This is a genomic window from [Zimmermannella] faecalis ATCC 13722 (assembly GCF_000381765.1).
In the GTDB taxonomy this organism is placed as follows: Bacteria; Actinomycetota; Actinomycetes; order Actinomycetales; family Microbacteriaceae; genus Gulosibacter; species Gulosibacter faecalis.
Map to the genome: position 1 here is coordinate 259,431 of NZ_KB907075.1, position 14,135 is coordinate 273,565.

The window sequence follows — 14,135 nt, forward strand, 5'->3', positions numbered from 1 at the left end:
GTGCCTAGAGGCTCTCGACGTCGACCGAGGTGATCACGACGTCTTCGAGCGGCTTGTCGCGCCCGTCGGTGTCGACGGCCTCGATCGCGTCAACGACCTGCTTCGAGGCGTCGTCGGCGACCTCACCGAAGATCGTGTGCTTGCCCTGCAGCCACGTGGTGGGCACGGTCGTGATGAAGAACTGCGAGCCGTTCGTGCCGCGGCCCGCGATCTTGCCGGCGTTCGCCATCGCGAGCACGTACGGCTGCGTGAAGTCGAGCTCGGGGTGAATCTCGTCGTCGAAGTTGAAGCCGGGGCCGCCGGTGCCCGTGCCCGTGCGGTCGCCGCCCTGCAGCATGAACTGCTTGATGATGCGGTGGAAGACGACGCCGTCGTAGAACGGTTCCTGCTTGGTCTCGCCCGTTACCGGGTCGGTCCACTCGAGCTCGCCCTTCGCGAGCTGGGTGATGATGTTCACGGTGTTCGGCGCGTGGTTACCGAAGAGGTTCAGCTTGATGTCGCCGAGGTTGGTGTGCAGCGTCATGACTGCGGTTGCGTTCGTCATGCCGTCATCTTTTCACAGCACCCTCGGGCGAGCGTGGATGCGCGCGCATCGCCGGGCGAACATGCCCGGCAACACTGCCCGACAACTCAGGAACTCGCGACCGATGCGTGACAAGATACGAGGGAACGCACACGATGCGTGTGAACGCTTATTGTGAACGCCGGAGGATAAAGATGGCACTTTCCCGCAAGAACCAGCGCAAGCTCAACCGACTTCGCCAGGACGCCGAGCGCCTCTGGTCGGAGCAGCAGTCGGTGTTCTCGAAGGCCCGCGACCTCGCTGGTCGCGCTGGCGGTGAGGCTCGCAGCTACGCCGACAAGGAGATCGTGCCGGTTATTCGCAAGACCGTCGACAACGACATCCGCCCCGCGTTCGACCGCGGCGTCACCCAGGGCCGCCGCGTGCTCGCGGGTGCGAGCGACAAGTTCCAGCACCGCGTGCTCCCGGCCGTCGCCCAGGCGGGCGGCAGCGTGACCGGCGCCGTGCGCGAGTTCGTCGACAACAACCAGACGCTGCAGAACATCCAGTCGACCGCGCAGGACTTCGGCAAGCAGGCCTCGGCGAACGTCGGCAAGGTGCAGGCGCGCATCGCGAAGGAGCAAAAGAAGCTCGAGAAGCAGGCGAAGAAGCAGCAGAAGTCGGGCCCCGGCGTCGGCGGCTGGTTCCTCATCGGCGCCGGCGTCGCGTCGCTCGCGGCCGTTGGCTACGCCCTCTGGCAGACCTTCCGTGCCGACGACGACCTCTGGATCGCCGACGAGGAGCTCGACGCTCCCGTGAAGACCGTCACGAACAACTAGGTCGCACCGACCAACCAAGCGGGGGGCCGGATACGCAGCACGCGTATCCGGCCCCCCGCTTCGTTCGCTATTCGTCGCCGGTGTCGAGCTCGTCGACCGCCGCAAGGTCGTCGCCCTCCACCTGTATCGGCTTCGCGGCGCGGCGCTTCGGCCCGCCGAGGCCCTCGAGGTGCCCGTTGCGCGGGCGCTCGTGGTACAGCCGCATCGCGACCCGCACAAGCGACACGGTCTGGAGCGACTTCACCTCGCGCAGGTCGAACCAGCGCGCCTCGTCGGTCGTGCCGTTCTCTTCGGCGCGCAGCTCGCCGCCGATCACGCTCGCGAGGTAGACGACGCGCACGTTCTGCAGCGGCGCCTCGGCCGGGCGGCCCTTGCGGCGCCGGTTGCGGCCGTTGACGATGATCGAGTCGAGGCCGAGCAGCTGGTCGAGCTGGGCGTGGTAGCCGGTTTCTTCCCAAATCTCGCGCACGGCCGCGTCGTGCGGATCTTCCCCCGCCTCGATGCCGCCGCCGGGCAGAGTCCAGCCGGAGCGTCCCCGGGAGTTCCAATGCGCGAGCAAGATCTGACGTTCGCGAACGATGACGCCGTAGGCGCCGACCCGGAATCGCACCTGGACTCCCTTCGTCGCGTCCTCAGCGTCGCACGTGCTTCGTGCGACTCAACGTTCAAGTTTACGTGGAAGTTTCGCGGTCACGGCTGAGGGCGCGCACAGCGTCATCGAGGCGAGTGCGGGCCCGGGGATATACTCGCCCGCGGATCCGGTCACCGACGACCGGATCGCGATGACACGGAGGCACCGACACAATGACCGACACCCCCACCCTCGCAGGCAAGACGATCATCATGTCCGGCGGCAGCCGCGGAATCGGGCTCGCGATCGCGAAGCGGGCGGCGCAGGATGGCGCACAGGTCGCGATCATCGCGAAGACCGACCAGCCGCATCCGAAGCTCGAGGGAACCGTGCACACGGCGGCCGACGAGATCCGTCGGGCGGGCGAGGCGGCCGGTGGCCGGGCCCTCGCGATCGTCGGCGACGTGCGCGACGAGGCGTCGGTGCAGGATGCGGTGAGCGCGACGGTCGCCGAGTTCGGCGGCATCGACATCGTCGTGAACAACGCGTCGGCGATCAACCTCGGCGGGTCGGAGCAGATCGACATGAAGCGCTTCGACCTCATGCACGACATCAACACGCGCGGCACGTTCCTGCTCACGCGCACCGCGCTGCCGCACCTGCACAAGTCGGAAGACCCGCGCATCCTCACCCTCTCGCCGCCCGTGAACCTCTCGCCGAAGTGGCTCGGCGCGTTCCCCGGCTACATGCTCGCGAAGTACGGCATGACGCTCGCGACGCTCGGCATCGGCCTCGAGGCGCACGTCACCGCGACCTGCCTTTGGCCGCGCACGACGATTCAGACCGCGGCGGTGCTGAACATCCTCGGTGGCGAGGAGACGTATCGGCGCTCCCGCACGGTCGAGGTGTACTCCGACTCGGCGCACCTCGTGCTCACGGCCGAGCCGAGCGCCGTCGCCGGGCAGACCCTGCTCTGCGAAGACGTGCTCGCCGACGCGGGCATCACCGACCTGTCGCGCTACTCCCCCGGCGCCGACGAGTCGGAGCTGCACCCCGACGTGTTCGTCGACTAGCTCGCGGCGCGGGCGAGGGTCTCCGACGGCAGCTCGTCGAAGAGCTCGCGGTACCGCTGCGCGAAGCGGCCGAGGTGCACGAAGCCGTTCGCGATCGCGATGTCGCGCACCGACTCCGCCCCGCCGGTCTTCAGCTCGCGCCGCACCCGGTGCATCCGGTCGACTCGCTGATACCCGAGCGGAGTGACGCCGAGCCGACGGCGAAACGCGAGCTGAAGCGCGCGGCCGGTGACGCCGGTGATGCCCGCGAGCGCGTCGAGCGAAAGCGGCGCGCCGACGGTCGAGGCGATCACCTCCCGCGCCTGATCGACGATGTCGACGGGCACCGGGAACCTCGCCTCGGCCTCGCCCGGGGTCGCGGCGAGCATGAGCGAGATGAACCCACCGATCGTGCGTTCGGAGTAGTAGCGCGCGAGCCCCGCATCCACCTCGTGTGCCGAGGTCGGCAGGTGCATGACGCCGCGCACGAACTCGAGCCAGCGCAGGCCGGTGCCTTCGCCGACGTCGAGCGAGACGGGGAGCCGCTCGGGGTCGAAGGGCACGTCGCCCCAGTACCGCACGACGGCCCGGTCGACAACCTCGCGGCGCATCTTGATGCCGAGCATGACGCTCGGCCGGTCCCACCCGTGAATCGCGATCGGCACGTGGAGCCCGTTCACCTGGGCGCGCCCCGAGTTGACCTGCACCCGGTCGTCACCGTCGACGGCGATGCGCAGGTTGCCGAGCACGGCCGCGTTCACCTGGTAGTCGTTCTGGTGTTCGGCCCGGGTCTCGATGACGATGCCCGTCGAGTACCGCAGCGTGCCGACGGTCGTGCCGGGCAGCAGCATCGACTTGTAGTTCATCGTGAACTGCTGCCCGCCGTGCACGGGCGTGAGGCGGTGCGGGTACCAGATCTGCTCGCCGATCGCGCGGGCGTGGTCAACGTCAGAGGCGGTATTCCGCACCTCGAGCGGAAGCGAGGTCAGCTCGGTCATGGCGCGATCTCCTCCCTGAATCTTCGCGATGGATGTGCGCCGCGGCTCAGTATGCGCCGCTGCCCACCTGGTGAAAGCTGCGCGAGTCGTACACGAGCCCGCCCCGGCCCGACCGGGTGCGCAGTTCGTCGACGGCGACGAACAGCACCGTGTGGGTGCCGTGCTCGACTCGGTCGATGATGGTGCCGGCGACGGCGACTCGGGCGTCGCGCAGGGTCGGCAGGCCGTCGAGATCGCTCCAGACGTCCCACGCGAACCGTTCGGCCATCTCGACCCCGGTCTGCCCCGCGAAGTGCATCGCGAGCAGCTCCTGGTTGCCGGTGAGCACGTTCACCGCGAGGCGGCCGTTCTCGACGAAGATGTCGCGGGCGCGGCTCGATCGGTTGATGCAGACGATGACGGTCGCCGGGTCGTCAGAGCCGCGGCAGACGGCGCTCACCGTCAGCCCGAGTTTTCCGGCGGGCCCGTCGGTCGAGATGATGTTCACCGCCGAGGTGAGCTGCGACATCGCCCGCTTGAACTCGCGCGTGCGGTCGAGCTCGCTCATGGCAGGGCTCCCTCGGTCGTCTCATAGTCGAGCACGATCGCGCCGCCGGTGGCGTAGTTCGGCACGTCGGCGCCGACGGCCGCGCCCTCGGGCGACGACATGGCGGCGCGGAACGCGTCGACGTCGTCGAACTCGGCCTCGAACAGGGCGAAATACGGGGCGGGGCTGCCGTCGGCCTGCGGCGCGATGTCGGTCGTGTAGCGCCACGCGCGAAGTCCCGGGAGCTGCTTCGCGAGCGGCAGGTGCGTGCGCTCGTAGTACGAGACGAACTCGGCGCGGTCGGTGGGCTCGGGGTAGAGCACGAGCAGCTTGTGCATGAGCGATCCTTTCGTCAGCGGACTACCGCGGCGGTGCGGGCGTCAACTCGTGCCTGCGATGCAAGCAGATCAAGCTGACGGGTGGGGTAATTGAAGTTCTCGGTGAACTCGTCGGCGAGCGCCTTGTCGGTGACCATCGCGCTGAAGAACTGCCCGATGCGGTCGTGGCCGGGCGTCGCGATCATCATGTTCACCCAGTCGTTCGCGGCCTCGACGCGCTCGGCCCGACGGCGGGCGACCTTGCGCAGGAAGTGCTCGTCGTAGACGTCGTCTTCGGCAAACACGGCGGCCGTGTCTTTCGCCGAGTTCGCCGCGGCGTTGCCGCCCTGCGCCGTGACCGGGTCGACCGTGAGGTGCACGTCGCCGAGCGCGAGCAGGAACTTGCCGTTCGGCAGCTGAATGTAGTCCTCGCGCAGCGATGGGGCGAACGCGCCCTGCAGCACATCCTTGTCGCTCGTGAGCTTGAAGTTGTCGTGGTCGACGCGATCGAACACGGGCGGGTAGTGCGTCTTCAGCACGTCGAGGATGCGCTGGCGGAAGCCCTCCGGATCCTCGTGCTGCTTCTGCGAGTTGAGAACGTCCTGCGTGCCGCCGGGCACGCTCTCGAACAGCAGCGCGTGCACGCGGCCGGCGTGGCTCCAGATCGGGATGACGAGGAGCTCGCCGACGCCGGGAACGACGTTGACGGCGACGCCGGCCGGGTCGTACTCGCGCACGCCGTGCCAGAGGCTCAGCGTGAGGTTGCGCTGCGGCTTCGCGTAGGGCGACTTGTCTTCGCGCTTCGGGAACATCGCGCCGATCTCGCCCTTACCGGTCGAGACGACGACGAGGTCGTACTGCTCGGTGAGGGCCTCGAGGCCGGCGCGGTCGAGCTCGCGAATGATGAGCTCGCCGCCGCGCTGCTCGAACTCGCGCATGAGGCGCGGCAGGTAGATGCGGTAGTCGATCACGCGCGACGGCATCGTGAAGTCGCCGTAGAACTCGCGATCTTCGCCCCAGCCGTTGTAGTGATAGTGGCGGTAGTAGTACGCGTCGACGTCGGGCCAGTCGCCGATGCCGAGCTGGTTCTCGATCGCCTGCGTCACGTGCATGTGCGAGACGCTGTTCATGATGCGGCCGTCAAACACCTCCTGCGCCGTGCGATTAGTGAAAATCGTCACCTCCTTGCCCTGTTGCAGCAGGTGGAGGCCGAGGTGCAGGCCAGCGACGCCGGCGCCGACGATTGCGATGTGCGGCATAGGTTCACTCCTTTGAGAACGTGTGCGGGGTCGGCCGCGCTGCGGTGCGCGGGTCGACGTGCTCTCAAGGTATTTGCCAGTGCAGCCGCTGGCGGAGGAGTTCGTTTTCTGGATACTCGGCGGCTAGCCGAACACCTGGAACCCCGATTCCGCGATTCCGGCCGGCGTCCCCTCGTGCCAGTGCAGCTCGCCCGTACCCGGCGTCAGCGCGATCGTGATGAGCGTCTGCCACCGGTCGGCGAGGTTCGGCGAGTCGGCGGGGCGCATGCACACGGGGGCTGCGGCGCCGGCGTCGCCGCACATCGCGAGCGCGAGGTCGGATACGCGGGCAGCGGCAGCGACCGGAGCGGCCACCGACTCGAGGTGCGCGAGCCGCACGTCGGTCGTCGACTGCGTCGAGGCGGCGTCGCCCGTCGCGAGCCGCGGGTCGAGGAAGTGGTTCGTGTGCGCGAGCAGGCCGCCCGAGCCGCGCACGAGCGCGACCCCCGCCGGCGAGAGCTCGATGCTCGCCGCATCCCCCGCGGGCTTCGCCGCGCTCGGCGCCTCGAGCACCGTCAGCACGGTCGACGCGCTGAGCGGCGCGCCCTCGGCGATCGCGAGGGCCTCCTCGACGGTGTCGGCCTCCTCGAGGATCCGCCGCGCGACGGCGTGCACGGGCACGCCCGCACCGCGCGCATCCGACTCGTGGCTCAGGATGTTGAGGAACAGCGCGAGGTTGCCGCCCGTGCCGATCTTCGCGAGCATGCCGACCTCGGCGAACGTGCGCACGCGTCGGCCGCCGACGTTCGCCTCGAGCAGCACGGCGTCGGGCACGAGCTCAGCGTGCCAGTCCCAGGTTTGGATGCCCATCGGCCCCTCGGGCGCGAGGCGCACGACCGTGGAGCACTCGATCGCCTCCTTTGGCGCGTGCGCGAGTACCTCGGTGCGGGCGTTGAGCGCCGCGAGGTCGAGGAGCCTCGCGCCCGAGCCCGCGGCAAGGCCTCGAAGCTCGTCGGCCTGCGTCGGCGCCCACGCCTCGAGCTGGGCGAACGACTCGCGGGCGACGCGCGCCACCGTCTCGGCGTCGACGCCGAGCTCCCCGAACGCCCAGGCATAGCGCTCGGCGGAGTCGCGCACCTGCTCGGCCAGGGCGCGCCCGTACTCTTGGCCGCGGCGGTACGGCTCGGTTTCAACGAGCCGCAGTTCGTGCACGCGCATCACTTCGCTCCCTCGTCGTTGGGTTGTTCCGGCAGCGAGTCCATGAGCCTCGCGAGGTCGGCGTGCGGGCAGCCGGGCACGGGCTCGCCGCCCTCCCCCGCGAACTCGTCGCGCACCCGCCCGCGAATCTCGCCAGGCATGTCTTGGCTCAGCTTGAACACGGCCTGCTCCCCCGTGATCTCGATACCGAACGCGACGACGCCGCCGATGATGGCGCGAAACACGTCGAGCGAATCGGTCATGTCCCACTCCTGCTTGCGGGTGCCCTCGAGCTGGCGAACGGTCTGCTCGACGACCCGGAGCGCACCCTCGTCGTCGAGCATCGTCACCCGGCCCGTGAGGTGCACCGCCGTGTAGTCGACGGTCGGCACCGACTTCGGCCGCCCGTAGAGGGTCGGCGACACGTAGCCGTGCGACGAGCTGTGGATGAGCAACACCTCGGGCTGCTCGAGCATCCGCTCCCAGTGCGGGTTCGCGCGGCCGAGGTGCGACCAGAGCGTCTGGCCCACGAGCGATTCGTGGTCGGCGGGGTCGAGGTCGGGCGGGAACACGACGGGCACGTGCGTCGCGATCGGGGCGCCGCGCTGCGAGGTGACGGCGACCGCGAACGGCGTTGCCGCGACGAAGTCGACGAGCGCCCGACCGTCGGGCGCGTGGTAGGCGGGGTAGGTGTGCACGGTTATCGCACGCTTTCGATAATGGCGTTCCACATGGCTTCCGACGCGATGGCGCCGACCGAGGCGACGCTCGGGCTCAGGGTCTGGCGCGCGTCGAAGCTCGGCAGCTCGACCTCGTCGGTGGTCGCGAGGAACAGGGTGTCACCGTCGAGGGCGGTGTGGAAGGGCTGAATCGCGCGGTGCATCGACGAGTGCACCTGCGTCGCGAGCTGCGCGAGGTCGACGTCGCTGAGCTTCGCGTTCGTCACGACGGTCGAGATCGTCGTGTTGCCCGACTGGTAGGGCGTGACGGCGCCGGTCGGGTCGAAGGCGAGCATCCCGTCGACGATCGGATGCCGGCGGCTGCCGTCGGGCTGCAGGTTGCCGCGCAGCACCCGGCCGTCGCGGTCCATGACGACGCCAACGGCGTTGACGACGACGATCGCGAGCACCTTGAGCTCCCCGACCTGCACGAATGCGGCGCCCTGGCCGGCCCACTCGGTCGAGGTCGGACTCATCTTGCCGCAGCTCGCCGCGACGCCCGCGCCGACGCGGCCAATCGGCACGCGCCCCGGCACCGCGTTCGCGTGCGCGGCGCGGCCGAGCGCGTTGTCGGGCGTGATCGCGTTGTCGCGCACGGCGAAGTCGTAGATGCAGGCGCCCGACACGGGTACGAGGTCGGCGAAGCCGGTCTTGCGGCCGCGCTCGGCCATGATCGCATCGGTCACGCCGCTCGCCGCGGCGAGCCCCTGCACCGAGCCGCCCGTGAGCGCGATCGCGGAGTTGTAGCCGTAGCGCCCCGTGATGCCGACCGCGCCGCCGCGGTCGTCGATCGCGGTGCGGGCGCCGCCCTCGAACTCGATGACGGTCGTGCCGGTCGGCCCGTCGGCGTACTCGGCAACGCCGACACGTACGCCCGGGAAGTCAAACTCGACGACGTCGCGAGGCGTGCCCGGCACGGGCGTGCGCACCGCGTCGTCGTTGATCTCGAGCCCGGCGAAACTCGACCGTTCGGTGGTGCGTGGCGCCGCATCCCAGTCGGTTTGCGGGAGCAGGTTGAGGGGCGTCATTGTTCCTCCAGGAGTGATCGTGAGTAGGGATGCTCGGGGCCGGCCGCGAAGTCGGCCGCCGACGCGTGTTCGACGACCTCGCCGGTGCGCAGCACGCAGATCGAGTCGGCGATGTACTGCACGACGGCCATGTCGTGGGTGATGAACAGCGCGGCGAACCCGCGCTCGGCCTGCAGTCGGCGGATCAGCTGCAAGATCTGCGCCTGCACCGACACGTCGAGCGCGCTCACCGCCTCGTCGAAGACGATGAATTCGGGGTGCGTGACGAGCGCGCGGGCGATCGCGACGCGCTGCCGCTGCCCGCCCGAGAGCTCGTGCGGGCGACGCTCGCGCAGCTCGGGTTCGAGCGCGACGGCCTCGAGCATCTCGTCGACGCGGCGGCGCACCTCGGCGCGGTCGCGCGTGCGCACGCGCAGGGGCTCGGCGACCGAGGCGCCGATCGACATGCGCGGGTTCAGCGCCCACACGGGCTGCTGGAGCACCGCCTGCATCCGACCGGCGAGCCGCCGCCGCGTGAGCGGGCCGCCGTCGAAGCGCACGGTGCCCTTCGTCGGCTCGCGCAGGCCGAGCGCGACCGACGCGAGGGTCGACTTGCCCGAGCCCGATTCGCCGACGAGACCGAGGGTTTCGCCCGGGGCGACGGTGAGCGAGACGGCGTCGAGGGCGACGTTGCGGGTCGCCCCGCGGCCGAACACCACCGAGACGGCGTCGAGTTCCAACAGGGTCATCTCACACCTCCTCCTGCTCGGTGACTTCGCCGGCCCGAATGAGCTGCGTGTACGTGCGCACCTCGACGTTGCGGTCGAGGCGCGAGGGCAGCGCGTCGAGCAGCGACTGCGTGTAGGGGTGCTCGGGCGTCGTGAGCACCGTCTCGGCGAGCCCGTCTTCGACGACCCGGCCCCGGTACATGACGACGACGCGCTCGCACCACCTCGCGACGGCCTCGAGGTCGTGGCTGAGCCAGATCACGGTCGTGCCGGCCTCGTCGGCGAAGTCGAAGATGAGCTGCAACACCTCGCGGCGCACGTTCGCGTCGAGGGATGCGGTGGGCTCGTCGGCGATGAGCACGCGCGGCCGGCGGGCGATCGCGAGCGCGACAGCGACGCGCTGCGCCATGCCGCCCGAGAGCTCGTGCGGGAATCGCCGCAGCACTCGCTCGGGCTCGCGGATGCGCACCCGAGCGAGCAGCTTGCCGAGCGCGGCGGGCGACGTGTCGCCGCCGAGGTCGCCGACGACGAACTCGAGCTGCGTGCCGATGCGCTTCGTGGGGTCGAGGGTCGCGATGGGGTCTTGCGGAATGTAGCCGAGCACGTCGCGGCGCAGCTGCCGCAGCTCGCGCTTCGGTGCCTCGAGCACCGAGCAGCCGTCGACCTCGATGTGGCCGGCGGCATACCGAGCCGTGGCGGGCAGGAGCGCCCCGATCGCGGAGCCGATCGTCGACTTGCCGCTGCCCGATTCGCCGACGATCGCGATGCGTTCGCCCGCGTCGGCATCGAAGTCGACGCCGTCGAGCGCGCGCACGGCGCCACCCGCGGTCGCGAAGTCGACCGTGAGGTCGTCGATGGTGATGAGCTTCATGAGATATCCACCGCGGTTCGGGGTTCGAGGCGGTCGCGCAGGGCGTCGCCGAGGAGGTTCACCGAGAGAATCGCGAGCACCATCGTGCCGCCCGACACGAGCAGGATCCACGGCGCCGTGAGCAGGTACACGTTGCCCTCGCTCACGAGCAGACCGAGCGACGATGCCGGCAGCTGCACGCCGTAGCCGAGGAACGAGAGCCCGCCCTCGACGAGGATCGCGACGCTGAGCGCGTAGGTCGCCTGCACGATGACGGTGCCCGACACGTTCGTGAGCAGGTGCCGCACCATGATCGCGGGCGCCCGCACGCCCGAGATTCGGGCGCTCGTCACGAAGTCGCGCCGCATGACCTGCGCGGCGGCCGCCCCGACCATCCGCGTCATGAGCGGCAGGGTGACGAGCACGATGCTCGCGATCGCCGCCGGCCCGCCGGGGCCATAGGCGGCGGCGATGAGCAGGGCGAGCAGAATCGCGGGGAACGCGTAGAGCACGTCGCCGAGCCGCAGCACGACCTCGCGCACCCAGCCGCCCCGGTACGCCGCGACGATGCCGAGCGCGATCGCGAGCATCGAGGTGAGCAGCACCGCGATCACCGACATGAGGAACGTCGTGCCGATGCCCTCGAGCAGTCGGGCGAGCAGGCTCCGGCCGAGCCCGTCGGTGCCGAGCGGATGCGCGAGCGAGGGCGGCTCGAAGCGGCCGCCGACGGTCGACTCGCCGTCGCTCAGTGCCGGCACGAGCTGCCCGAGCACGCTCGCGAGCACGAGCGCGGCGAGCACGATGGCGGCGAACCAGAAGATCGGGTCGCGGCGGCGGGCGGTCATGCGCGGCCTCCCGTCGTTGCGACCCGCGGGTCGATGAGGCTCGAGGCGAGCTCGACGAGCATGCTCGCGACGACGAACACGATCGCCGCGAACATCACGACGGCCTGCACGACGGCGAAGTCGCGCCGGTCCATCGCGAGGAGCATGTACGAGCCGACGCCGGGCACGTTGAACAGGCCCTCGACGATGACCGCCCCACCGAGCAGGTAGGCGAGCAGCGTCGCCGCGAGCGTGAGAATCGGAATCGACGAGTTGCGCAGCACGTGGCGGCGGATGATCGTGCCGGGGCGGTCGCCGCGGGCCTTCGCCGCGTGGATGTACGGTTCGACGAGTACCCCGAGCGTCGCGTCGCGGGTCGTGCGGGCGGTCGCGGCGGCGCAGAACACCGAGAGCACGAGGGCGGGCAGCAGGAGCGAGCCGACCCCCGCGAGGAAGTTCTCGGTGACGGGGGTCACCGCCCCGATCGTGATGCCGAGCGGGAACATCGAGAACACGAGCACGACGAGCGCACCGAGCACGAACTCGGGCAGGCTGATCGCGAGGCCGCTGACGACCCGCGAGACGACCGCGCCGCCGCGGCGGTGCGCGCGCACCGCCTGCCAGATGCCGAGCGGGATCCCCACCGCGAGCGCGATGAGGAGCGCGAGCACGGCGAGGGTCGCCGTCACCGGCAGGCGGAGCGCGAGCTCGTCGACGACCGGCTGCCGCGAGATGATCGATGTGCCGAGGTCGCCCTGCAGCACGCTCGTGAACCAGAGGCCGAACTGCGTGAACAGGTCGCGGTCGAGTCCGAGCGAGCTCACGAGCGCGGCGCGATCCTCCTCCGAGGCAAGCGGCCCGAGCAGCACTCGTTCCGCCTGCCCCGGCACGAGCCGCACTGAGAGGAACACGACGATCGCGATCCCGAGCAGCGTGATGAGTCCCGTGGCGACCCTGCGAAGCACCCAGCGCGCCATGCGGCTATCCCTCGGTCAGGCGGTATTCGGGAACGCCGCGGAGGAAGTCGCCATAGCCTTCGCCGCCGAGGATGCTCGCCTGCAGCTGGTCGCTGCGGTAGCCGATGACGGTGGGCCGGGTGGCGAGCGGAATCATCTCGGCGTACGTGTCAACGAGCCCGCAGACCTCGGCGAACGCGGCGTCGCGCTCGTCGCCGACGGGCAGCCGCTGCGTTTCGGCGATCGCGACGTTGAGGTCGTCGTGCGATTGCGTGAAGCCGGCGTTGAAGAACGCCGTGTCGGGGTTCCACCACGACGTCACCATGGCGGCGTCGCCGTAGCCGGCGAACCAGCCGAGGGCCATCTCGAAGTCGCCCGGCTGCGTCGCGTAGACGCGCTCCGAGTAGGTGCCGTAGTCGAGCGTTTCGAGGTTGACGGTCGCGCCGACCTGCTCAAGCTGCTGCTTCACGACCTGGCCGACGGCCGAGAGCGAGGGGTCGCCGCTGTAGATCAGCAGCGTGAACTCCTGGCCCTCGAGCGCCGTGGCGTCGACCTCGGCCGAGTACGACGGCACCGAGTCGGCCGCGCAGGCGCCCGGGAGGTTCGCGGGCGTCACGGCGGTCGGCGAGCCGGCGCCCGCGAGCGCGATGTCGGCGATCGACTCGCGGTCGAGCGCGGCGTTCACCTGGGACCGCAGCTCGTCGTCGACGAACGGCGAGTCGGGGTTCACCGAGTTGAGCATGACGTAGAAGTAGTCGCTCTGTTCCTGGCTCACGGCGGTGACGTCACCCGTCGAGGCGAGCAGGCTCAGCGCGTCGGGGTTCGCGAAGTTCGCGAAGTGGGTCGAGCCGTCGCGCAACGCGGCGAGCCGGGTCTGGTCGTCGCCCGCGATCTCGATCTCGACCCCGTCAACGCCGAGCGAGTCGGCATTCCACCACTCGGGGTTCGCCTCGAACGTCCACGACTCGTCTTGCCGGTGCTCGGCCATCGTGAAGGGCCCGCTGCCAAGCATCTCGGTGGCGGGGTCGAAGTCGCCGGCCTCGAGCTCCTGCATGGGCAGGATGGCCGCGGGCGTGTTCGCGAGCGCGGCGAGCAGCGGGGTGTACGGCTCGGCGAGCGAGATCGTCACCTCGTCGGTGTCGCCCTCGGAGGTGTTGTCGATCGAGTCGATCGGCCCGAGTTGGGCCGACCAGACGGCGCCGAGCTCCTGCAGACGTTCGAGCGACCCCACGACGTCGTCGGCCGTGACCTCGCGGCCGTTCGAGAACGTCGCGCCGTCGCGCAGCGTGAAGACGTAGGTCGTGTCGTCAACCTGCTCCCACGACTCGGCGAGCTCTGGCTGAATCTCGAAGTTCGGGCCCATCGTGACGAGCGATTCGTACACGAGTCCCTCGATGCTCCACGAGCGGGCGATCTCGGCAACCGCGGGGTCGAGCCCGCCAGTCTCGGCGGTGTCGTAGTCGAGCTGCAGTTTCAGGGTGCCGCCGGTCGACTCGACCGACTCGTCGACCTGGGCGACGTAGCCGTCGGCGTCGGGGCCGTCGGAGGTGCCACCCGTGGTGGTGGCAGAACAGGAGGTGAGCAGGAGCGCGACGGCTGCGAAGCCGCCTACAGCGATGGAGGGGGTTCTGGTTCGCACGGTGGGACCCTTCGTGTCACTTTGGCACGGCTCGGTCGACGCATCGTTGGGTGGTTGAGCCGCTGCCGGATCGTTCCGGCATGGCTTGAACATACGCCGCTTCGACACGGAGGGTCAAATCGACCCGCCGCGGCGAAACGATTCGGCAGTGACCCCGCCCCGTGTGCTAAAC

16 protein-coding genes are annotated in these 14,135 nt (G+C 69.9%); 2 read left to right on the forward strand and 14 right to left on the reverse strand.

What is annotated here, in order from left to right; all coding sequences use genetic code 11:
* Positions 1 to 4: 4 nt before the first annotated feature.
* On the reverse strand, positions 5 to 544 hold the full coding sequence (locus G328_RS0103955; protein WP_019618048.1) for a peptidylprolyl isomerase: 540 nt from the start codon (positions 542 to 544) through the stop codon (positions 5 to 7).
* A 173-nt stretch (positions 545 to 717) separates the two neighbouring features.
* Here G328_RS0103955 and G328_RS15710 point away from each other — a divergent pair, with 173 nt between their 5' ends.
* Complete coding sequence (locus tag G328_RS15710) at positions 718 to 1,341, forward strand: hypothetical protein (protein WP_019618049.1); 624 nt, start codon at positions 718 to 720, stop codon at positions 1,339 to 1,341.
* A 67-nt stretch (positions 1,342 to 1,408) separates the two neighbouring features.
* Here G328_RS15710 and G328_RS14115 read toward each other — a convergent pair whose 3' ends face one another.
* Complete coding sequence (locus tag G328_RS14115; protein ID WP_019618050.1) at positions 1,409 to 1,951, reverse strand: NUDIX domain-containing protein; 543 nt, start codon at positions 1,949 to 1,951, stop codon at positions 1,409 to 1,411.
* A 194-nt stretch (positions 1,952 to 2,145) separates the two neighbouring features.
* Between G328_RS14115 and G328_RS0103970 the strand changes: the two genes are divergently transcribed.
* The gene (locus G328_RS0103970) at positions 2,146 to 2,985 is read left to right on the forward strand and encodes an SDR family oxidoreductase (protein ID WP_019618051.1); all 840 of its coding nucleotides are present in this window, start codon (positions 2,146 to 2,148) and stop codon (positions 2,983 to 2,985) included.
* Here G328_RS0103970 and G328_RS0103975 read toward each other — a convergent pair.
* The 12 genes from G328_RS0103975 to G328_RS0104030 all read right to left on the reverse strand — a co-directional run bounded on the left by G328_RS0103975 (position 2,982) and on the right by G328_RS0104030 (position 13,963).
* Positions 2,982 to 3,962 (reverse strand): AraC family transcriptional regulator, encoded by a 981-nt coding sequence (locus G328_RS0103975; protein ID WP_019618052.1) that lies wholly within the window; start codon positions 3,960 to 3,962, stop codon positions 2,982 to 2,984. The two genes, G328_RS0103970 and G328_RS0103975, sit on opposite strands and share 4 nt — an antisense overlap.
* A gap of 46 nt (positions 3,963 to 4,008) precedes the next feature.
* Positions 4,009 to 4,509, reverse strand: coding sequence for a flavin reductase (locus G328_RS0103980; protein WP_019618053.1), 501 nt, complete (start codon positions 4,507 to 4,509; stop codon positions 4,009 to 4,011).
* Positions 4,506 to 4,826 carry an EthD family reductase gene (locus G328_RS0103985; protein WP_019618054.1) on the reverse strand — a complete coding sequence of 107 codons (321 nt, stop codon included), beginning with the start codon at positions 4,824 to 4,826 and terminating at the stop codon, positions 4,506 to 4,508. Before G328_RS0103985 ends, G328_RS0103980 begins: the two co-directional genes overlap by 4 nt.
* Before the next feature lie 14 nt (positions 4,827 to 4,840).
* Positions 4,841 to 6,064, reverse strand: coding sequence for a styrene monooxygenase/indole monooxygenase family protein (locus G328_RS14120; RefSeq protein WP_019618055.1), 1,224 nt, complete (start codon positions 6,062 to 6,064; stop codon positions 4,841 to 4,843).
* Positions 6,065 to 6,187: 123 nt separating this feature from the next.
* Positions 6,188 to 7,261 carry a C45 family autoproteolytic acyltransferase/hydrolase gene (locus G328_RS0103995; protein WP_019618056.1) on the reverse strand — a complete coding sequence of 358 codons (1,074 nt, stop codon included), beginning with the start codon at positions 7,259 to 7,261 and terminating at the stop codon, positions 6,188 to 6,190.
* Positions 7,261 to 7,938, reverse strand: coding sequence for an FMN-binding negative transcriptional regulator (locus G328_RS0104000; RefSeq protein WP_019618057.1), 678 nt, complete (start codon positions 7,936 to 7,938; stop codon positions 7,261 to 7,263). The genes G328_RS0103995 and G328_RS0104000 overlap by 1 nt, the downstream gene beginning before the upstream one ends.
* A 2-nt stretch (positions 7,939 to 7,940) precedes the next feature.
* Complete coding sequence (locus tag G328_RS0104005) at positions 7,941 to 8,987, reverse strand: P1 family peptidase (protein WP_019618058.1); 1,047 nt, start codon at positions 8,985 to 8,987, stop codon at positions 7,941 to 7,943.
* Entirely contained in the window at positions 8,984 to 9,715 is a 732-nt protein-coding gene (locus G328_RS0104010; protein WP_019618059.1) for an ABC transporter ATP-binding protein, read from the reverse strand. The genes G328_RS0104005 and G328_RS0104010 overlap by 4 nt, the downstream gene beginning before the upstream one ends.
* Before the next feature lies 1 nt (position 9,716).
* Positions 9,717 to 10,565: an ABC transporter ATP-binding protein gene (locus G328_RS0104015; RefSeq protein ID WP_019618060.1), complete on the reverse strand. Its 849-nt coding sequence runs from the start codon at positions 10,563 to 10,565 to the stop codon at positions 9,717 to 9,719.
* Positions 10,562 to 11,389, reverse strand: coding sequence for an ABC transporter permease (locus G328_RS0104020; RefSeq protein ID WP_019618061.1), 828 nt, complete (start codon positions 11,387 to 11,389; stop codon positions 10,562 to 10,564). Before G328_RS0104020 ends, G328_RS0104015 begins: the two co-directional genes overlap by 4 nt.
* Positions 11,386 to 12,345 carry an ABC transporter permease gene (locus tag G328_RS0104025; protein ID WP_019618062.1) on the reverse strand — a complete coding sequence of 320 codons (960 nt, stop codon included), beginning with the start codon at positions 12,343 to 12,345 and terminating at the stop codon, positions 11,386 to 11,388. Before G328_RS0104025 ends, G328_RS0104020 begins: the two co-directional genes overlap by 4 nt.
* 4 nt (positions 12,346 to 12,349) lie before the next feature.
* Positions 12,350 to 13,963, reverse strand: a complete 1,614-nt coding sequence (locus tag G328_RS0104030; RefSeq protein ID WP_019618063.1) for an ABC transporter substrate-binding protein — start codon at positions 13,961 to 13,963, stop codon at positions 12,350 to 12,352.
* Positions 13,964 to 14,135 lie beyond the last annotated feature (172 nt).